19 protein-coding genes are annotated in these 18015 nt (G+C 70.0%); 4 read left to right on the top strand and 15 right to left on the bottom strand.

Annotated features, from left to right (window positions below; all coding sequences use genetic code 11):
- Nucleotides 1-184: 184 nt before the first annotated feature.
- The 10 genes from AD72_RS03465 to AD72_RS03425 all read right to left on the bottom strand — a co-directional run bounded on the left by AD72_RS03465 (nucleotide 185) and on the right by AD72_RS03425 (nucleotide 7762).
- Nucleotides 185-835 carry a GOLPH3/VPS74 family protein gene (locus tag AD72_RS03465; RefSeq protein ID WP_031464899.1) on the bottom strand — a complete coding sequence of 217 codons (651 nt, stop codon included), beginning with the start codon at nucleotides 833-835 and terminating at the stop codon, nucleotides 185-187.
- A gap of 15 nt (nucleotides 836-850) precedes the next feature.
- Complete coding sequence (locus tag AD72_RS03460; protein WP_031464898.1) at nucleotides 851-1504, bottom strand: DUF3159 domain-containing protein; 654 nt, start codon at nucleotides 1502-1504, stop codon at nucleotides 851-853.
- A 78-nt stretch (nucleotides 1505-1582) separates the two neighbouring features.
- Nucleotides 1583-1741 (bottom strand): hypothetical protein, encoded by a 159-nt coding sequence (locus AD72_RS36350; RefSeq protein ID WP_156365032.1) that lies wholly within the window; start codon nucleotides 1739-1741, stop codon nucleotides 1583-1585.
- Between the two features lie 117 nt (nucleotides 1742-1858).
- Nucleotides 1859-2566 carry a helix-turn-helix domain-containing protein gene (locus AD72_RS03455; protein ID WP_031464897.1) on the bottom strand — a complete coding sequence of 236 codons (708 nt, stop codon included), beginning with the start codon at nucleotides 2564-2566 and terminating at the stop codon, nucleotides 1859-1861.
- Between the two features lie 44 nt (nucleotides 2567-2610).
- Nucleotides 2611-3261: a stage II sporulation protein M gene (locus tag AD72_RS03450; RefSeq protein ID WP_051897826.1), complete on the bottom strand. Its 651-nt coding sequence runs from the start codon at nucleotides 3259-3261 to the stop codon at nucleotides 2611-2613.
- 93 nt (nucleotides 3262-3354) lie between these two features.
- Entirely contained in the window at nucleotides 3355-3981 is a 627-nt protein-coding gene (locus AD72_RS03445) for an alpha/beta fold hydrolase (protein WP_031464895.1), read from the bottom strand.
- The gene (locus tag AD72_RS03440; RefSeq protein WP_031464894.1) at nucleotides 3981-5159 is read right to left on the bottom strand and encodes an FAD-dependent oxidoreductase; all 1179 of its coding nucleotides are present in this window, start codon (nucleotides 5157-5159) and stop codon (nucleotides 3981-3983) included. The genes AD72_RS03445 and AD72_RS03440 overlap by 1 nt, the downstream gene beginning before the upstream one ends.
- A 13-nt stretch (nucleotides 5160-5172) precedes the next feature.
- The gene (locus AD72_RS03435; RefSeq protein ID WP_031464893.1) at nucleotides 5173-5850 is read right to left on the bottom strand and encodes a TetR/AcrR family transcriptional regulator; all 678 of its coding nucleotides are present in this window, start codon (nucleotides 5848-5850) and stop codon (nucleotides 5173-5175) included.
- A gap of 71 nt (nucleotides 5851-5921) precedes the next feature.
- The gene (locus tag AD72_RS03430; protein ID WP_031464892.1) at nucleotides 5922-7037 is read right to left on the bottom strand and encodes a winged helix DNA-binding domain-containing protein; all 1116 of its coding nucleotides are present in this window, start codon (nucleotides 7035-7037) and stop codon (nucleotides 5922-5924) included.
- A 62-nt stretch (nucleotides 7038-7099) separates the two neighbouring features.
- Nucleotides 7100-7762 (bottom strand): GntR family transcriptional regulator, encoded by a 663-nt coding sequence (locus AD72_RS03425; RefSeq protein WP_231644720.1) that lies wholly within the window; start codon nucleotides 7760-7762, stop codon nucleotides 7100-7102.
- A 64-nt stretch (nucleotides 7763-7826) separates the two neighbouring features.
- On the opposite strand from AD72_RS03425, the gene AD72_RS03420 reads away from it, so the two are divergent.
- From AD72_RS03420 to AD72_RS03405, 4 genes are read left to right on the top strand one after another with little or no spacing between them, the layout of a single operon-like run.
- Nucleotides 7827-8969, top strand: coding sequence for a mandelate racemase/muconate lactonizing enzyme family protein (locus tag AD72_RS03420; RefSeq protein ID WP_031464890.1), 1143 nt, complete (start codon nucleotides 7827-7829; stop codon nucleotides 8967-8969).
- Nucleotides 8966-9739, top strand: a complete 774-nt coding sequence (locus AD72_RS03415) for an SDR family NAD(P)-dependent oxidoreductase (RefSeq protein WP_031464889.1) — start codon at nucleotides 8966-8968, stop codon at nucleotides 9737-9739. The genes AD72_RS03420 and AD72_RS03415 overlap by 4 nt, the downstream gene beginning before the upstream one ends.
- 31 nt (nucleotides 9740-9770) lie before the next feature.
- Nucleotides 9771-10490: a PIG-L deacetylase family protein gene (locus AD72_RS37470; protein WP_031464888.1), complete on the top strand. Its 720-nt coding sequence runs from the start codon at nucleotides 9771-9773 to the stop codon at nucleotides 10488-10490.
- An 11-nt stretch (nucleotides 10491-10501) separates the two neighbouring features.
- A complete protein-coding gene (locus tag AD72_RS03405; protein WP_037344745.1) occupies nucleotides 10502-11866 on the top strand; it encodes a sugar porter family MFS transporter in 1365 nt (454 codons plus the stop codon).
- Here AD72_RS03405 and AD72_RS03400 read toward each other — a convergent pair.
- From AD72_RS03400 to AD72_RS03380, 5 genes are read right to left on the bottom strand one after another with little or no spacing between them, the layout of a single operon-like run.
- Nucleotides 11863-12927: an S-methyl thiohydantoin desulfurase family protein gene (locus tag AD72_RS03400; protein WP_031464886.1), complete on the bottom strand. Its 1065-nt coding sequence runs from the start codon at nucleotides 12925-12927 to the stop codon at nucleotides 11863-11865. The two genes, AD72_RS03405 and AD72_RS03400, sit on opposite strands and share 4 nt — an antisense overlap.
- Nucleotides 12920-14473 carry a hydantoinase/oxoprolinase N-terminal domain-containing protein gene (locus AD72_RS03395; protein WP_031464885.1) on the bottom strand — a complete coding sequence of 518 codons (1554 nt, stop codon included), beginning with the start codon at nucleotides 14471-14473 and terminating at the stop codon, nucleotides 12920-12922. The genes AD72_RS03400 and AD72_RS03395 overlap by 8 nt, the downstream gene beginning before the upstream one ends.
- The gene (locus AD72_RS03390; protein ID WP_037344743.1) at nucleotides 14457-15818 is read right to left on the bottom strand and encodes a purine-cytosine permease family protein; all 1362 of its coding nucleotides are present in this window, start codon (nucleotides 15816-15818) and stop codon (nucleotides 14457-14459) included. Before AD72_RS03390 ends, AD72_RS03395 begins: the two co-directional genes overlap by 17 nt.
- Complete coding sequence (locus AD72_RS03385; RefSeq protein ID WP_051897821.1) at nucleotides 15808-17004, bottom strand: hydantoinase/oxoprolinase N-terminal domain-containing protein; 1197 nt, start codon at nucleotides 17002-17004, stop codon at nucleotides 15808-15810. Before AD72_RS03385 ends, AD72_RS03390 begins: the two co-directional genes overlap by 11 nt.
- Nucleotides 17001-17999 (bottom strand): S-methyl thiohydantoin desulfurase family protein, encoded by a 999-nt coding sequence (locus AD72_RS03380; protein WP_031464882.1) that lies wholly within the window; start codon nucleotides 17997-17999, stop codon nucleotides 17001-17003. The genes AD72_RS03385 and AD72_RS03380 overlap by 4 nt, the downstream gene beginning before the upstream one ends.
- Between the last annotated feature and the right edge of the window lie 16 nt (nucleotides 18000-18015).

Below are 18015 nucleotides of genomic sequence, written 5' to 3'. Positions count from 1 at the left end.
GAACGATCTGCGGCACAGCCGGGGCAATCCGGAACTCGGCGGGGATCAGCCGGAGCTGAACCTGCGTTCATACACGGCGCATCCGCATGTCCTGATGTCCCAGCGGAAACACCAGCCGCGGTGCACAACTAACCCTCGAACAGACCAATCGCCGGTACCCGGCGTTGAGCGGCCAGCACGCGGTTCAGCCCGAGGACGCGGGCATCCTGCGCGCCGCGATCGCGTAACCGAGTGCCTTGCGCAGCCCGGGTAATTCGTCCTCGACCCGCGCGCGGAGCGCCTTGATCGCCTGCTTGTGCTCGCGGCGTTCCTTCGTCGTGAACACGCTGCGGACATCGCCGTCGGCGGAGAACACGGCCAGTACGGCCATTTCCACCGGGGAAACGGCCGGATCACCGTGGCGCAGCACGGTGTTCCTCGTGTTCTCCCGCAGAGCGCTCACCTGTCCCGGATCGGCGAGGCTGAACTCCTTTCCGGGCAGGATTCCCAGTCGCCGCACCCGGTTTCCGATGACCGGCCCGTTCGCTTCGAGCTGTTCTCGCACGGTCTTCTCGGCTTTGTACCAGTCGCGCTCCAGCAGGGTGAACCAGCGGCACGGCTTGTGCGGGGAAACGTGGTCGAGCACTCCGGCGAGAAACGGATCACTCGGCCGTGTCGCGCTGGTCTCGCGTACCGCCCTGCCGTCCCGGTCACTGAGCAGCCCCCGCATGCGCAACTCGGCGACCGCGGCCGCGCGCAGCAGCGAACCGCGCACCAGGACGCTCGCCGTGTCGAGTTTGTTCCGGCCGGGGTCGAAGCACAACAGGTAAAGCCGTTGCGGCAGCGTCGGATTCATGGGTTTCTGCTCCAGTCATCGCCCGGCAGCCGCGGTGGCACCGGTCAGCCGGGTGCTGCAGCGGCGGAACGCCCAGAGGACCACCACGGCGGCCAGCGCGGTCAGCGGGGCACCCATCGCGATCTTGGTGAACGCCAGCCAGCCCGTGGCGTCCTCGACGTACAGCCACTGCTTCACCACGAACCGGGCCGCGAACACCAGCGTCACCGCGAGCGTGGCGAGATCGTGCGCGCGCAGGCTCGGCCGGTCCGCCCGCCACACGTGTTTTCCGCCGTGTACCAGGTTCCAGACGACCCCGGTCAGTGGCCTGCGGACGAGCAGCGAGGCGAGCATGACGACGGCGCCGCCGAACGCCGCCCAGATCCCGATCAGGAAGAAACCGTTCGCCGAACCGGTCCATGCGGCGACGCCGCCGGCCGCGAGGACACCGAACAGCCCACCGGCCGCCGACATCAGCCGTTCCCCGCGCAGCTTCCGCCAGCCGGTGAGCAGCAGCGCCGCGAGTACCGCGATCCCGATCGTGACCGGCAGGGGGAAAAACGCGTTGGCGGCAACGAAAACCGCGACCGGCAGGGCCGTGTACACCATTCCCGAGACGCCGCCCAGTCCATCGAGCAGTGCCTGCTTCGGATCGGCCGCGCGGTCCGGAGTCTTCTCGAGTGTGCTCATCGCTGTCCTCCCGGATGTTGTGGTGCGGCCAGTAAAAGCTGTGCCGTTACGGCACACTCAACATCCGAACAGGGTGGTTCAGCTCACAGTTCTCGCGCGAGCGCCGCGAAGCCGCTCGAACAGGCGGCGCCATGGCCACGGCGACCACTTGCCGAGCAGCCGGGCCGGGGCCATGCGGTGCTCGGTTTTCCCGCCGGTTCCCGCTCCGGACGGGGCCGCGGGCAGCACGTAACTCATGCCGGTGCCCCGCGCCGGTAACGAACTTCGGTCTTCAGCGTCGCACCCATGGCCCGCTCCTGAACGTGTCGCCAGAGACCACCATGATGCGGCCGTCCGCTCGGGAGGGGTCCCGGGTCATCCGGTCTCCCCGGCGAGAAGTTCGTTCACCCGGTGCAGCACACGGATCTGGGCCGGGTTGGACAGCTCCGCGACGGCATGCGCCATGGTGCTGATGGTCTGCGGGGAATACCCGGATGTATCCGCGAACCGCGGGTGCTCTTCCCGGCTCCGGCGCACGACCGGCGCCAGGCGCTCGGCGAGCCGTTCGATCACGGCGTCCCCGGCCTCGGAGGGCAACCGGTCGAATTCGTCGTCGGTCTCCTCCCGTGCCGCCACCATTTCCCGGAACTCCGCCATGTCCTCCTCGCTGAAGACCGTCGAATAGGCCGTCAGCAGGGCTCGCTGGGTGGTGGAGAAATCCCGGGCGATGGTCTCGAATCCGGGCGGCACCCCGAGTGGTGCGCGATGACGCAGGATCACGGCCAGTTCCGCGCGGATCCGGGTCAACCGCCCGATCGTCGCCTCGAGTTCGGCGTCGAGCACCCGGATCGCCTCGTCCGGTTCCTCATCTGCCCGCTCCATCGCCGCGATCTGCGCCAGCGGAACCCCGAGTTCGCCGAGCCGTTTTATCTGCACGAGCCGGACCAGGTGCGCCACCCCGTAGCGCTTGTACCCGTTCGACGCGCGTTCGGGCTCCTCCAGCAGCCCGATCCGGTGGTAGTGGCGCACGGCTTTCACCGTCGTGCCCGCGAGTTCGGCGAGCTGCCGGGTGCTCCACGCCATCGTTTCCTCCCACGTTGTGCACGCTCATTCTGCTGGTTCCCGGATCAGCCCGCGACCAGCCGCGGAACCAGGTGGATCACCTCGAAGGCCTCGTAGACGGCGCCGATGACGAACAGCGCCAGCGCGGGCAGGCTCAGCCAGCCGATCCGGGCCAGCCCGCGGACATACCCCTGACGGCGATTCCGCGCGCCGATGCTCCCGGGACGCAGCCAGGACCTGCCGAGCAGATAGGCGCCGAGCATCAGCAGTGCGTAGGCCTGGAACTCGATCAGCACGGTCAGCGAATGCGGGATCATGGTCTTCGCGGCGACCGCGTTCACCGGGGCGAGGGTTACTCCGGTGTTGAACGCCCAGTACGCGTAGACCGCGATTCCGGCGAACGGCACGATCGTCGAGGGCAGCAGGATCTTCAGCAGGCCGACCGTGAGGATGTTGACCACCAGGATGCCGAGGCTGAACAGCCACATGTTCCCGAGCAGCCAGCCGACAAGATCCGCCGTCCCGTCCTGGCGCAGGGTGGTGTTGCGCGCGGCGGTCAGCCCGGGAAAGAGCAGCCCCGCGCCCATGCCGATCAGGCACAGGCCATAGACGATCGCGTTCATCACCAGGTAGGCGCGCAGGTTCGCGCGGATGATCCGGAACGGTTTCCCGAGGCGGGACACACGGTTCGTGCCCTGATCCAGGGTCGTGGTCATCGAATGGTCCTTGACGGTCGGCGGGCGTCGCGGTTCGCGACGTGGCCTCATTCGAAACCGTGTCCCAAGGGCAGGGTCAAGCCATGCGTGCCGCTACCCGGCGAAGCGGTCCAGCGCCGCCCACACCTCCTCGGGTGCGTCCCGGTAGGGCACGTGCCCGGCACCCGCGATGGGCACGAAGGTGGCCCCGGGCAGGCTCGCCGCGACCGCCTTGCCGTAGGGCAACGGCGCGATCGGGTCGTCCTCGCCCCAGATCACCAGGCTGGGCACGGTGGTCCCGGCGAGCCGGGGTCCCAGCGTGGCATCGGTGAGCGCGCCCTTGCCGTAGGCGTCCAGCAGCGGCAGCCCCTCGGGCATCCGCAGCGGATGTTCGGGAATCTCGATGCCGACGCTGTCGACGAGTACGAGTCCCCGGATCGCGCTCGCGTCCTGGGCGACCAGCTCGGCGGCGATCCATCCGCCGAACGAGGTGCCGACCACGAGCACATCCTCGAGCCGGAGTTCGGCGAGCAGCTCCCGATAGCGGCGGGCGAGCGCGGGGACCGAGACCTCACCCTCGGGCAGCGGGACGTCCTCCCAGCCGGGGTGGGTCGGCGCGTAGACATGACCGACACCTGCCAGATGGTCGACCATCTGCCGCGCGCCCTGTGGTCCGGGCGCACCATGCAGCACCAGAACCGGCCGGCCGCTCCCGGATTCGTACACCGGATTCCCTGCCATCACTGAACCTCCCGATCCAACGCGGCGAACTGCTCGACCAGGCCCTTCGGCGCCTCGGGTTCGAAGATCATCTCGAGCCCGTCCGCGGATTCCTGGGCCGAGGCAGCGGATCGGGGAAACAGCTCGGCCTCGTAGGCAGCGAGCGCGGCCTCGCGGTTCTCGGCGGGCGAAGCATCCTGGTGCGCGGCGATCGCCAGCGCGAGTTCCGCGCCGTCCAGCATGGCGAGATTCGCCCCCTCGCCCGCGAACGGGGACATGACGTGCGCGGCATCGCCGAGCAGGGTCACCCCCGGCACCCGGTCCCAGGAGTGTCCGACCGGCAAAGCGTTGATGTGCCGGGGAATCAGCCCGGTGTCGGCGTTCGCGATCAGCCCGCGCAGTCCCTCGTCCCAGCCCTCGAGGAGTTCCAGGATCGCCGCCTTCGCGCCCGGGGTGTCGGTGAAATCGATGCTCGCCACCCATTCCGGACCGCACCGGTACCCGAGGTACACGTGCAGGCTGCCATCGGTTTCCTTGTGCCCGAGGACACCGAGACCGGACCGGCCATCGAGCGCGAACAGCATGCCCTCACCCATCACGGCGGCCTCGATCGGATGCTTTTCCGCGCCATCGAAGAGATCCGCCTCGATGAACGAGATCCCGGTGTACGCGGGCCAGGCGGTGGAGACCAGGGGGCGCACCTTCGACCAGGCACCGTCCGCGCCGATGAGCAGATCCGTGGTGAATGTGCCGCCCTCGGCGAGGGTGACCTCGTGCCGCCCGGAATGCCCTGGCACCGCCCGGATCGCGGCGACCTTGCTCCCCCAGTGCACGGTGTCCCCGGGCAGCGAGTCGAGCAGCAGATCCCGCAGGGTGCCGCGGTCGATCTCGGGCCGTTCCAGGTTCCCCTCATCGGCCTCGTCACGCAGCACGGTGCCGTGCTTGTCGAGGATGCGCATGGCCTCCCCGCCCCGGTTGATCAACCCGAGGAACTGCTCGAACAGACCGGCCGCGTGCAGCGCCCGCTGCCCGTTCTCCACGTGAATGTCGAGCATGCCGCCCTGGGTCCGGATGTGGCGGCCCGCTTCGAGTTCGAAAACGGCCGCTTCGATGCCGTGCACGTGCAGCACGCGCGCGGCGGTCAGGCCACCCAGGCCACCGCCGATGATGGCGATCGGAAAATGCGGTATCGCGGTCATGGGACTCCCCTGTTCAGTCGTTCGATGTCGGTGTTGCGGCGATCCCGGCGATCTGCGCCCGGAAATACCAGGTCCAGCGCCCCTGCGGGGTGCCGCCGAGGACCGCGTCGACGTGCTCGGCGAGCAGCGGGGCCTCCGCGGCGCGGACCGCCTCGGCCATGGCGTCGCACTTCGCGGGCGCATCGGTGTCCGCGTCCACATCCCCGTCCTCGGGCTCGGCGTGTTCGGCCGCGCTCGCGGTGGCGGTCAGCAACAACAGGTCCACTCCCCACGCGGCCTGGGCGGGATCCACGCCTCCCTCGATGAACAGGCCCATCGCGCGGTCGAAGAGGGCGAGCAGATGCGGTCCGGACGGGCGGATCACCAGCGCCGAGCGGGCCAGGCCCGGATGGGCCGCGAGAATGGTGCGGTAGTCGGTGACCAGCGCGAGCAGCCGGTCCTGCCAGTCGCCCTGTTCCTGGACGGTCACCGCGCCGAGGAGTTCGTCGATGACCGCGGCGTGCAGTTCCGCCGTGTTCCGCACATAGACGTAGAGCGAGGCCGGTCCGGTGTCGAGTTCCTTCGCGACCCGGCGCATCGTCGCCTTGCCGAGCCCCTCGCGGCGCATGATCCCGATCGTCGTGTCGATGATCCACTGCCGGGAAAGCGGTGGCTTCGCCGGCCGGTCGCGGCGGCTGCGTGGTTCAGGCATCGGTTCCCTCGAATGTGTTCGTAACGAACATGTTCGTCATCAGGTTAGCGCAGCTCGCCGCAAACGTCGAATCAGCGCGGCGAGGCGGCCACCCGCACCCGTTGACACGCCCCCTCGGAGAGGAACGCCGCCAGCTCCCGCCCCTGCTCGGCCACGGCCCCACGGTCGGCCCGGGAGAACCGGCGCAACGGCGCGACCAGCACGGTGCCCTCCTCAAGCCTCCAGGTCGCGGCGACCCGGCCGTCCACGAGCACCATTCGCTCCCCGGCAACGGACAGTCCGCGGTGCGCGTCATCGATGATCCGGCCGCGGTCCTGATAGCCGAGCACCGCGTTGTCGAAGGCGGGCAGAAACCGCACCGGGGCGGGAGTGTCCGGATCGGGGCGCGGCGCATCGGGAAGGTCCAGCAGTTCCCGGCCACGCTCATCGCGGAAACCGATCAACCGCTCGCGGATCTCGGCAACCGCGGCCGGAAATCCGGCGAGTCCACACCAGGCACGCAGATCCGCGACGGCCGCGGGACCGAACGCGGCCAGATAACGCAGCACCAGCGCGGCACCGGCCGGATCGCTGCCGTCCGGGGCGAGCGGCTCGATCTCGCGCCCCAGCCACGAGGAGAGCAGCACATTGCGCACCCCGCCGTTCGTGCGCCACAGTCCGCGCGGCGGCAACTGCGCCATCGGGAGCAGCGCTGCGACCAGCATCTCCCCCAGCGCCCGTGGCCCCGGTTCCGGCCAGCGCTCCTCGAGTTCCCGCGCGAGCCCGGTCATCGAACGGGGTTCGCCGTCGGCCAGTACCGCCGCACCCGCCGCGGCCAGCTCCTCGAGGTCCACGCCCGCGAGCTCACGGCGGTAGTTCCCGAGCACCCGCTGGCGCAGCATCGCGTCGTGCCGGGCCCGCCACGCGAGGGCATCCTCGGCGGTGACCAGGTGCACGGTCCGGCGCATCAGATGGGTCCGCACCACGCTCCGCCGGACGAGCAGGTCCGAGAGGGCGTGCGGATCGAAGGCGCGCAACCGCGACCACAGCCCGATGAACGGTTCCTGGGGTTCCTGGGCCTGCAGCCCGCACAGGTGCGCGACGGCCTCGTGCACCGGGACCTCGGCGCGGTCGAGCAGCAACTGCCTGGCCAGGGTGGCGCGATTGAGCGCGCGGGTACTCAGGCGGGTGGTGGTCGGGACGGACAAGATCGGCTCCTTCGCTTCGGATCGGCAAGGATCGCAGAGGAAGCGGCCGGAACCTGTCCGCTTTAGGCGTGCTGGTCGGCGTCGAGGAACAGTTGCACGTGGTTCTCCACCGCGATGTCCATCCGCTCGGGCCGCCCTTCGTGCAGCACATCCAGCAGCAGGCGATGCTGGTCGACCACATCCTGGGGCGAGGTGTGCCCGGAGGCGTCGCGCAGGAAATACGCCCGGACGCGTGGCTGGATGGTGCGCCAGATCTGCAGCGACTGCGCGGAACCGGCCGCGGCGATGACGCTCTCGTGGAACTCCACGTCCAGGTCCACGAGGGCGTCGAAGTTCACCGGGATCCGCGCGGCCTGTTCCATCCTGGCGACGATGCCCTCGAGCTTGTCGAGCAGGCCGTCGGGCCGGGACCGGAGGACAGCGCGGAACGCCGCCCGCTCGATGACCAGGCGGATGGGCACCAGGATCTCGGTGATCTCCGCCTGCTCGATCCCGACCACGACGGCGCCGCGATAGGGCTGGGTCTGTACAAGGCCCTCGTGCTCCAGGACCATGATCGCTTCCCGGACCGGGCCCCTGCTGAGGTTGTAGGCGGCCGAGAGATCCCGCTCCACGAGCCGGTCCCCGGCGACCAGGTCACCGGCGGCGATGCGGCCGCGGATCTGCCGCACGACCCAGTCGCGGCGGGACTCGGGAGGACTCTCGGGGGGCACCGACAACTGCATTCCCGAACCCTAGCAAGTGCCAGATGGTTGACCATCTGCCATTTGCCGCCTAGGTTGCTTCCCCATGAAGATCACCGATGTCCGCGCGGCCGGCCTGCGTGGTGCCACTCCGGAAGGCGGCTGGACCGAGGAACTGCGTTCCGAGGATGTCGTGCACACCCTGGTCGCGGTGCACACCGATGCCGGGATCCTCGGCCTCGGCAGCGTGTTCACCAGTGAGAACCTGGTCCGCGCCGCGCTGGATGTGCTGCGCCCGCTGCTGATCGGGGAGAGCGCGCTCGAACCCGAGCGGCTCGCCGAGGGACTGCACCGGGCCACGTTCTGGCTCGGCCGCGGCGGCTCGATCACGCACACCATCAGCGGAGTGGACGCCGCACTGTGGGACCTGCTGGGGCGGGCGACCGGTCAGCCGGTGGGGCGGTTGCTCGGCGGCCGCCACCGGGATCGGGTGCGGCCGTACGCCTCCCTGCTCATGACGCAGCCCGAACAGCTGGCCGATCGCCTCCGCCCCTGCGTGGCCGCCGGATGGACCGCGTTCAAGATCGGCTGGGGCCCGTTCGGCCGGTCCGGCGCCGCGCTCGACGAACGGATCGTGGCCACCGCGCGGGAAGCCGTCGGGCCCGATGCGCTGCTCATGGTGGACGCCGGGGCCAGCGACAGCGCCTGGCGCAACGGCTACAAATGGGCGCGGCGCACCGCGGACATGCTGCGCGCCTACGACATCGCCTGGTTCGAGGAACCGCTTCCGCCGGATGCCATCGAGGACTACATCCGGCTTCGCGAGCACGCCCCGGTCCCGATCGCCGGGGGCGAGGTACTGACCAGGCGGCAGAGCTACCTGCCCTGGATCGAGCGCGGCGCCTTCGACATCGTCCAGCCCGATGTCACCAAGGTCGGCGGGATCAGCGAACTGCGCAGGGTCGGCTGGAGTGCCCACGATCACGGCATCCGGCTCATCCCGCACGGATGGAACACGGCCGTCGGCCTGGCCGCCGATCTGCAGCTCGCCTCCGCGCTGCCGGACACCGATCTGGTCGAGTACGTCACCGGTTCCCCGTATGTGGACGACATCCTGAGCACGCCCTGGGCGCTGGACAGCGAGGGCATGCTCCCGATTCCGGAGGGACCGGGGCTCGGCATCGAACTCGATCCGGACGCGCTCGGGCGCTACACCGATGCCGAGGCGCTGCTCGGAGCGGACCGATGAGCGAGACCGCGGTCCTGGTCACCGGCGCCGCATCGGGAATCGGGCGCGCCGTCTGCCTGGCCGCTTCCCTTGGCGGACAGCACATCCACGCGCTCGACCGGGACGCCGGGGGGCTGCACGCCCTGCTCGGGGAGATCCACGCGGCCGGTGGGCGGGCCACCGCGCACCACGTCGACGTCACCGCGCAGGAGCAGGTCGAGGAAGCGTTCGCCACGGTGGCCCGCGGACCCGCACTGCGCGGGGTCTTCACCTCGGCCGGGGTCGATCTCGGTGGCCTCGCCCATGAACTCGGTCCGGACACCTTCCGGAAAGTCCTGGAGGTCAACGCGACGGGGACGTTCCTGGTCGTGCGGCAGGCGTTGCGCGCGATGCTCGCCACCGGCGGCGGGGGAAGCATCGTGCTCTGCGGTTCCCCCGCCGCGCAGGTGGGGTTCGCCGCGGGCGGGGTCACCGCCTACGGCGCGTCCAAGGGCGCGATCTCGTCCATGACCAGAACCCTCGCCGTGGACTACGCACGGCACGGCATCCGGGTCAACGCCGTACTCCCCGGGCCCACCGAGACCGAACTGATGTGGGCCAATGTCACCGCAACCGAGCGCGCGGCCATCCGGGAGCGGATCGCGGGCGAGGTCCCGCTCGGCCGCCTCGCCCGTCCCGGGGAGATCGCCCAGTGCGTGCTGTGGCTGCTCTCCGCCGCCTCCTCCTACACCACCGGCTCACTCATCGGCTGCGACGGCGGTGTCCTCGCCAAGTCCTCGGTGAGCGTCTGAATCCCCGGCACACCGCGAAAACGGAGCAGTCATGAACGTTCTGGCCATCGGCGCCCATCCGGACGACGTCGAGCTGCTGTGCGGCGGCACGCTCGCGCTCTATGCCGACCGCGGCGATCAGGTCACCATCGCCATCGCCACCAACGGCGAGGTCGGTTCCAGTTTCGGCACCAAGGAAGAGATCGCCGAACGCCGGTACGGGGAAGCCCTTGCCGCGGCCGGACGGCTGGGCGCCGAGCTGATCTGGCTCGGGTACCCGGACGAGTTCCTGTTCAACGAGGAGCCCACCAGGCGGCGGTTCATCGACGCTATCCGCCAGGCGCGGCCGCGGGTGCTGTTCACCCACTCCACCGCGGACTACCATCCGGATCACCGCACCGCGGGCCAGATCGCCCAGGACGCACGGATCCCCTGCGCGGTCCCGCTCATCGAGGGCGCGTTCCCCGCATGCGAGATCCCCACCGTGTTCATCATGGACACCCTCGGCGGGCACGGCTTCGCGCCACAGCAGATCGTCGACGTGTCCACGGTGATCGACCGCAAGTCCGCGATCCTCGGCGAACACCGCAGCCAGCGCGAATGGCTGCACACCGCCTACGGCATCGAGTACCAGGATCTGATGCGCGGGCACGCCGCCGATCGCGGTGCCCTGGTCGGCGCCCGGTACGGCGAGGCATTCCGCCAGCTGCCCACGTTCCCGGAAACGGGTGGACCGGAACTGCTACCGAACCATCACCCTGTCCCGCGTTGAGAGGAAAATCCGTGCGACGAAGCACTTCCCGGTTCTCGATCTGGCTGATCGCCTCCGCCGCGGCGCTCGGTGGCATGCTCTTCGGCTATGACACCGGCGTCGTCTCCGGTGCCCTGTTGTTCTTCCGCACCGAGTTCGACCTGACCTCCTTCCAGCAGGGCGTGGTGGTCAGCATGATGCAGCTGGGTGCCGTGGCCGGTGCGCGGGTCTGCGGGCCCGTCTCGGACCGGTGGGGCCGCAGGCGCGCGCTGAGCTTCGCCGCGGTCGCGTTCGTGGCCGGTGCGGTGCTCGCCGCCATCGCGCCCGGGTACGGAATCCTGGTGCTGGCCCGGATTCTGCAGGGAATCGGGGTGGGCTCCGCCGCGCTCACCGTTCCGGTGTACATCGCGGAGATCGCGCCACCGAAATTCCGCGGCGCGCTCGTCTCGCTGAACCAGCTGATGATCACCGCCGGGATCCTGGTGTCCTATCTGGTCAACTCCGCGTTCGCCCCGACGGGCGGCTGGCGGTGGATGTTCGGGCTGGCCGCGGTCCCCGCGCTGGTGCTGCTCGCGGCCTTGGCGGTGTTACCGGAAAGCCCGCGCTGGCTGGCCACCAAGGGCCACCTCGATCGGGCTCGCACCGTGCTGACCCGGGTCACCGGGGCGGATTCGGCCGAACACGAACTCGGCGAGATCCGCGCCGCCTCGCAACGACCGGAAGCCGGGATGCGGGCGCTGCTCGGCCGCGCCGTCCGGCCCGCACTGTTCATCGGGCTGACCCTGGCACTGTTCCAGACGATCACCGGGATCGACACGGTCATCTACTTCGCGCCCACGATCCTGGACGACGTCGGATTCTCCGCGCAGAGCGCCACCCTGAGCACGGTCGGCATCGGCGTGGTCAACCTGGCGATGACCGTGGTCTCGCTGCTGCTGCTCGACCGGATCGGCAGGCGCACCCTGCTGATCGCCGGTACCGCCGTGATGGCGGTCTGCCTGGCGCTGCTCGCGTTCGTCTTCTCCGCCAGCGCACCCGGCTGGCTCAGCGTCACCGCGCTGATGGCTTTCGTCGGCGCGTTCGCCATCGGGCTCGGCCCCGCGTTCTGGCTGATCAACTCCGAGATCTATCCGCTGCGGCTGCGGGCACGGGCCGCGGGGCTGGCCACCATGATGATCTTCGGTTCGAACGCGATCGTCTCGATCACCTTCCTGCCACTGGTCGAACTTCTCGGCCAGGCCCAGGTTTTCCTGCTCTACCTCGCACTCACCATCGCTGCCGTGCTGTTCATGTACCGCTGGGTTCCGGAAACCCGCGGCCGCAGCCTCGAGGAGATCGAGCACGACCTGAACCCGGGCCGGAAGACCGCGGACAAACCAGGGGAACCCCTCTCCTAGCGGTCCGCGGCGATCGGGCGGTAATCGGTCTCGTAGCCGAAATAGCGCGGACCGGTCAGCGCAAGGCCCGCCTCGGTGCGCCAGCGCGGATCGCAGGGCACGGCGATCGCGGTGACCCGCAGCCCGTAGCGCATTCCCTCGGTGGTGACGGGTTCGCCGGTCTCGGTGTCCAGCACGCAGATCAGATCCGGTGTGGTGGCCCGGATCCGCCCGTCCACGGTGGCGAGCAGGTGCTCGTTCTGGAAGTCCAGCCGCAGTTTTCCCTCCGGCGCGGTGATCCACGCGTGCCCGCGCACGAACCCGCCCGCGGTGTGCCGCGCGACATCCTCGACCTTTCCGTGCAGTAGCACGACCGCGGAGAGCAGTTCGGTGACCGCGGCGATCGGATCCGCGCCCTGTTCGCGGGCGGTGCGCACCGTGGCGCCGAGGCGTTCGGCCAGCCCGAGCGTTCCCGGCACGAGCGCGGAATCCAGCTGCTCGCCCCGGATCAGCGTGTCCGCGCTGCTGAGCTGGCCGCCCAGTTCGGTGCACGCGGCGCGCGCGATGCGTTCGGCAGCGTGCGCGTCCACCGCGTCGACGACGAGCGTGTTGCCCTTGTCGTCGGCGAGCGCGATCGGGGTGACCCTGATCCCGGCGAGGTTCGGCAGCACCATCTGCAGCTCGGGGAACGCCCGGCCCATCGCATCCCCGTCCACGACGGGCAGTCCGCGTTCGGCGGCGAGCGCGAGCGGGATCATCGAGTTGATGCCGCCGATCTCGATCGGCGCGATATGGCTCACCGTGATGCCGGTGTAGTGCTCATAGGCGCGCAGTGCGGCGATTTCCTCGGTGCCCGCGGGAAGTTTCTCCAGCAGCACCGTCGGCGCTCCCATCCCGGAGATGGCCAGCACCGCCGCATCCGCGGGGACCTCGCCGAACTCCAGCACTCGCACCGGTCCGTTGCGCTCGATCGCACCACGCGCGTACAGCATCCCCACATAGGGATCGCCGCCACCGCCGGTGCCGAGGATCGCCGCACCCCTGGCCAGATCCTCGAGTTGTGCTACGCCGATCTCACGCACGGCTCGGCTCCTCCTTTCGCGCGGCGAGCTCGCCCACCGCTTTGACACAGATCCGGGTCGCCCCGCCGGGCAGATAGGCGAGCGGGATTTCCTGGATGTCCACGATCTCCACCGTTCCCTGCCGCGCACCGGCCCGGTGGGCCCGGTCGATGGCCTCGGCGCGCGCCTCGGTGAGCACGGTCTCCCGCTGTCCGGGGCCGATCCGGTAGATGCCGTCCACCAGACCGCTGCACTGCGCGATCGCGGCCCCGACCGCGTTCGCCACCGGGAAATGGTCCGGGCGGTGCACCTCGGCGAAGTTCGGCAGCCGATCGCGCAGCAACACACTGCCCCCGCCGACGAGCACCACCGGCAACGCGGCCGCCGAGGTGCGCATCCGGTCGATCCCCTCGTCGATCCGGGTGGCGATCCCGCGCAGCGCGGTGTCCACCGTCGTCCGGTCCAGCTGCGCCACCCTGGCCGGATCACCGATCTCGGCATATCCCGCGGCGACCGCGAGATCGGTGGCGGTCAGGGTATCCCCGCCGAACACCATGGCCTGTTCGGTGAGCCGGTAGCCGACGCTGCGCGGGCCCGTCGTGGCGTCCCCGGCGATCAGCGAGCCACCGCCGATCCCGACCGAGTACACGTCCGGGATGGGGAAATTCGTGCGCACTCCGGCGATCCTGGTCTCGTTCGCGGCGATCCGCGGGAACCCGGCGGAGAGGATGCCGATATCGGTCGTGGTTCCGCCGATGTCCACCACGGCGCAGTCGGTGAGCCCGGAGAGGAAGGCGGCGCCGCGCATCGAGTTGGTCGGCCCGGAGGCGAAGGTGGCGACCGGATAACGGCGCGCCCGCTGCACATCCATCAGGGTGCCGTCGTTCTGGGACAGGAAGATCGGCGCGGTGACCCCGACCTCGGCGAGCCCGGTGGCGAAGGAATCCACGATGTGCTCCGCGAGCCCGCGCAGCGAGGCGTTCACGATCGTCGCGTTTTCTCGTGCCAGCAAACCGATCCGGCCGATATCGCTGGACAGCGAGATGTGCACCTCGCCGAGTTCGGCGGCCAGGATCTCCGCCGCGATCCGTTCGTCCTCCGGGGCCGCGGGAGAGAACACCGAGGAGATCGCGATCGAGTCGATCCCGGAATCGGCGATCCGCGCGGCGATCCGGCGCAGTTCCTCGGTGTCTATAGTGGACAGTTCGCGGCCGTCGAACTCCCGGCCGCCGTGGCACAGAAAGGCCGTGTCCCCCAGCGCGGTGCGCAGTTCGCCGGGCCAGTCGACCATCGGTGGCACCGCGGCCGAGGACGGCAGGCACAGCCGGACCGCGGCCACTTTCGCCAGCCTGCTGCGCTCGATGAGCGCGTTCAGGAAATGCGTGGTGCCGATCATCACGGACTCGATCTCCGCATCGATCTCCGCGAGCAGCGCGCCCACCGCGGCCGTGATGCCCGTGGTGATATCGGCCGTGGTGACCTGTTTGGTCGACGCCCGGACCCGGTTGTCCGCGTCGAGCACGACCGCGTCGGTGTTCGTGCCACCGACGTCAATCCCGATTCGCACCGTGTTGTTCTCCGATCTCGACGGTTGCCGCCGGGTTTTCCGGCTGTTCGAAGGTGAAGCTCCCGCGCGCGCCGAGCCAGCCGAGCCTGCCGAGCACGACATAGCCGAGCAGCCCGATCAGCAGCGCGTTCAACGCGGGAATCCCCCACCAGCCAAGGGAATCCGAGAGCCAGCCTACGGCGATCGCCAGTGCCCAGACCAGCATCGTGCCGGGTACCCAGCCGACCTCGGTGTCCGGGAGCCTGCCGCGCGCCCGGGAAACGTCCAGCTCACCGCGCCAGCGCCGGACGATGAAGTACTCCGCGACCATGATCCCCGCGACCGGGGTGGTGACGATCCCGAGCGCGTTCAGGAAACCGGTGAACGCGCCGAGAATGCCCAGCGCGGCCGCGAGACTGCCGAGCACCCCGAGCACGATCGTGCAGGTCACCCGGTGCAGCCGGATCCCGAACAGCGTCTGCACGGCGTTGATCAGCCCGAGCACGCAGGAGTACAGGTTCCAGTTGTTGATCTTGACGGTGGCGCAGATCAGGATCAGCACCCCGACCGCCCCCGAGGAAGCGGTGATCAGCGCGATCAGATCCGAGGAACGCATCGCCTGGGCCAGCCACACCCCGGCGAGCCCGAGCACGTACTCGCCGAGCGTGATACCCACGACCGTCTGCTTCACCACATCCCCGGCGGTGCGGTTGAACCGGGTCATGTCCGGAGTGGTGAGCGCGCCGATCATGTACGAACCGGCGACGATGGTGGCCCCGCTGGCGATGGTCAGCGGGGCGCCGAACGGGTGCCCGGCAAAACCCGCGTGCACCGGCTGATCCGCCAAACGTGTTCCCACCGCCCAGCCGACAAGACCGAGGAAAGCGGGCACCGTGACGAAAGCCGTCCAGCCCATCGCGCGAAAACCACGCAGCACCAACAGGGTCGTGCCGACCCCGGCGATCAGGCACCAGGCCCACAGCGGCACCCCGCCGAGCATCGAATGCAGCCCTTCGGCGAACACCCCGGTCTGCACACCGAACCAGCCGAACAGGCTCACCGCCATGAGCAGGCCGAGCAACGCCCCGCCGTACCGGCCGAAACCGGTCCAGCGGGCCAGCACCGAGGTGGAGACCCCTTCGCGCATCCCGGCGATCCCGATGAAGATCGACACGACCTCCAGGGTCACCGAACCGAGGGTGAACGCCCAGAACGCGCCCCAGAACGTCAGCCCGGCCCCGAGCGAGGCACCGACCAGGAACTGGGTCAGATCGGAGAGCTGCCCGAAGCGCTGCACCGCGACCCCGAACCAGGCATGCCGCTTGGCCCTCGGCACCCGTTCGAGCGGGTAGTCCTCATCCGCCATCCGCTGCTCCTTTCCCATGGTGCACCGCCGGGCCGGCCGCGACCGCGATCGAACGAATTCCCGCCGCGTGCAGGTAGGGCAAGCGGTGCCGCCATGCGGAAACGGTGCGCACGTCCGCCGGTTCGGCACCGCGGCGGATCGCATCCGCGCGGGCGGCCGGTTCGGCGGCCTCTCCCGAATCGTCCACCCGCACGCTCCGCCCGACGACGGGAGCCGCGGCGGCCCCGACGGCGCGCACCACCGCGGGATCGGCGTCGAGCTCGCCGATCCGCTGCACCGGTGTTTGTCCCGGTACCGGCGCCAACCGGTCCAGCGCTTCGGCGAGCCCCTCGGCATCGGTGGCGGTGAGCGTCTCGGCGATCGGCAGGCTCACCGGAACCCCGGCGAACCGCGCCGCGCTGGATTCCACGAGCAGTTCGCCCGCCACCGCACCGACGGCGTCCTCCAGCACGACGAGCAATTCGGTCCGTCCGCGCAGCTCCGCCGCACCGCGCAGCAAGGCCGCGTGCGCACTGCCCAGTGCGCTGCTCGGCCGCTCGGCGAGCAGATCCAGCGCGCAGCAGCTGCCGTCCCCGCACAGGAAATAGGCATCCGGAGCGGCAAGCCGTTCGGCCAGCCGGGCGGCGAGCGGACGCAGCGCGGCGTCCAGCACACAGGCGTTCTCCCGCCCTCGTAAACCGAGCGATCCGATATCCGCCGAGCAGGAAACGTGTTCGGTTCCGGCAGCGGCACGCACCAGCTCGGCTGCGTCCCGCTCCTGCTCGTCGTGCAACGGACCGAACGGACCGCAGATCGCGAAGGCGGCGCCACGATTGCGTTCGGCGAAGGCGATCGTGGCGGCGCGGTCCAGCGGGGCGATCGCGCGGCCGCTGCGTTCCACGCCACCGTCGACGATCGTGCTGTCCGCGTGTACCGCCGCGCGCAAGGGCTCCGGCCAGTCGTACAACGGGCGCACCGCATCCACCGCACCACCGCCGATACGCAGTACCGCCACCCGGGCAAGCCCGGTACGGCACAGCACCGCGCGCCCGAGATTGTGCAGCCCATAGACCACCGGCCCGCTGGCACCGAGCCGGTCCAGCGCCGTACGCACTCCGCCGTACACATCGGCGGTACTCGGCACCCGCACCGTCGTACCGTCGAGCACCGCCGTCGTCTCGCGGACACCGATGTCCACACCGATCATGTGCGCACCCCGAATGCCTCCGGACCACCGAGCGCCAGACCGGCCGGGGTGTACCAGGCGGGTGCGCTGCGCGCGGTCACCACGGTCACCCGCTGCCCGTAGCGCAGTTCCTCGGCACTCACCGGTCCACTGCTGCCGAGCAGCGTGATCACATCGGGGACCATGGCCAGCGGTTCGCCGTTCTCGAACACCGCGAGGTATTCGTCGGCCACCACCAGCCGCAACAGCCGGTCCGCATCGGCGAGCACTCCGGAAAGCACCGCCTCGGTGTGCCCCTCGTACTGCCCGACCTCGGTGACCTTGGCCGTGGCGAGCGTGCGCAACCCGGCGGCATCGGGATCACCGGCACGCACCGCCGCGCCGATACGCAGCGCGCGGGACACCGAATCCCCGACCGCGTACTCGGCGACCTGACCGGCGTCGACCGGATAGTCACAGGAGAAGACCTGGCCGCCGTACGCGTCCAGGCTGGCGCGCACGAAACGTTCCAGCCAAGCACCGTCCGCCCAGTCCAGCAACACGGTCCGCCCACGCCCGTCGCAGAGCAGCGCCGGACCGGCGGGCAGCCCGGCGAGCTCGAACACGTTCTGGTCCATGCGCGGATACGCCCTGCCGATGGCGTCCGCATCGAACAGCGGCAAGCCGAGACGGGCCGCCCAGGCCACCGCGAACGGCCCGCCGAACCCGCCGATCTCGGCGCACAGTACGGCGCGCGGCACCCGTCCGGTGAGCCGTTCCAGGGCCTCGCGCATCACCTCGGCGTCCGCTCTCCCGCCCAGCATCTCCTCGCTCAGCAGGGTGGATCCCGCCTGACTCACGGTGAACACCGCGGTATCGGCGGGCAGCAGGCCGGGTGCGCACACCTGCACAGGGCCACATTCCTCGATCGCCTGCGCCGCGAGGGCCGCGGACAGGCTCGTGCTGCCGCCACCTCCGGAGCCCAGGACCGCGCAGCCCAGCGCGAGGTCGGGAACCAGTTCGGCGGTGAGCAGCATTCGGCCACCCTAAGGC

This window comes from Sciscionella sediminilitoris (genome assembly GCF_000737195.2).
Lineage (GTDB): Bacteria > Actinomycetota > Actinomycetes > Mycobacteriales > Pseudonocardiaceae > Sciscionella > Sciscionella sediminilitoris.
Note: the sequence above shows the minus strand (reverse complement) of the source record. Positions and strands in the feature narration are given on the sequence as shown.

Excerpts from the sequence above, each read along its gene's own strand:
- AD72_RS03465 (WP_031464899.1), bottom strand. The coding sequence starts at position 835 with ATGAATCCGACGCTGCCGCAACGGCTTTACCTGTTGTGCTTCGACCCC.
- AD72_RS03460 (WP_031464898.1), bottom strand. The coding sequence starts at position 1,504 with ATGAGCACACTCGAGAAGACTCCGGACCGCGCGGCCGATCCGAAGCAG.
- AD72_RS36350 (WP_156365032.1), bottom strand. The coding sequence starts at position 1,741 with ATGAGTTACGTGCTGCCCGCGGCCCCGTCCGGAGCGGGAACCGGCGGG.
- AD72_RS03455 (WP_031464897.1), bottom strand. The coding sequence starts at position 2,566 with ATGGCGTGGAGCACCCGGCAGCTCGCCGAACTCGCGGGCACGACGGTG.
- AD72_RS03450 (WP_051897826.1), bottom strand. The coding sequence starts at position 3,261 with ATGACCACGACCCTGGATCAGGGCACGAACCGTGTGTCCCGCCTCGGG.
- AD72_RS03445 (WP_031464895.1), bottom strand. The coding sequence starts at position 3,981 with ATGGCAGGGAATCCGGTGTACGAATCCGGGAGCGGCCGGCCGGTTCTG.
- AD72_RS03440 (WP_031464894.1), bottom strand. The coding sequence starts at position 5,159 with ATGACCGCGATACCGCATTTTCCGATCGCCATCATCGGCGGTGGCCTG.
- AD72_RS03435 (WP_031464893.1), bottom strand. The coding sequence starts at position 5,850 with ATGCCTGAACCACGCAGCCGCCGCGACCGGCCGGCGAAGCCACCGCTT.
- AD72_RS03425 (WP_231644720.1), bottom strand. The coding sequence starts at position 7,762 with ATGCAGTTGTCGGTGCCCCCCGAGAGTCCTCCCGAGTCCCGCCGCGAC.
- AD72_RS03420 (WP_031464890.1), top strand. The coding sequence starts at position 7,827 with ATGAAGATCACCGATGTCCGCGCGGCCGGCCTGCGTGGTGCCACTCCG.
- AD72_RS03415 (WP_031464889.1), top strand. The coding sequence starts at position 8,966 with ATGAGCGAGACCGCGGTCCTGGTCACCGGCGCCGCATCGGGAATCGGG.
- AD72_RS37470 (WP_031464888.1), top strand. The coding sequence starts at position 9,771 with ATGAACGTTCTGGCCATCGGCGCCCATCCGGACGACGTCGAGCTGCTG.
- AD72_RS03390 (WP_037344743.1), bottom strand. The coding sequence starts at position 15,818 with ATGGCGGATGAGGACTACCCGCTCGAACGGGTGCCGAGGGCCAAGCGG.
- AD72_RS03385 (WP_051897821.1), bottom strand. The coding sequence starts at position 17,004 with ATGATCGGTGTGGACATCGGTGTCCGCGAGACGACGGCGGTGCTCGAC.
- AD72_RS03380 (WP_031464882.1), bottom strand. The coding sequence starts at position 17,999 with ATGCTGCTCACCGCCGAACTGGTTCCCGACCTCGCGCTGGGCTGCGCG.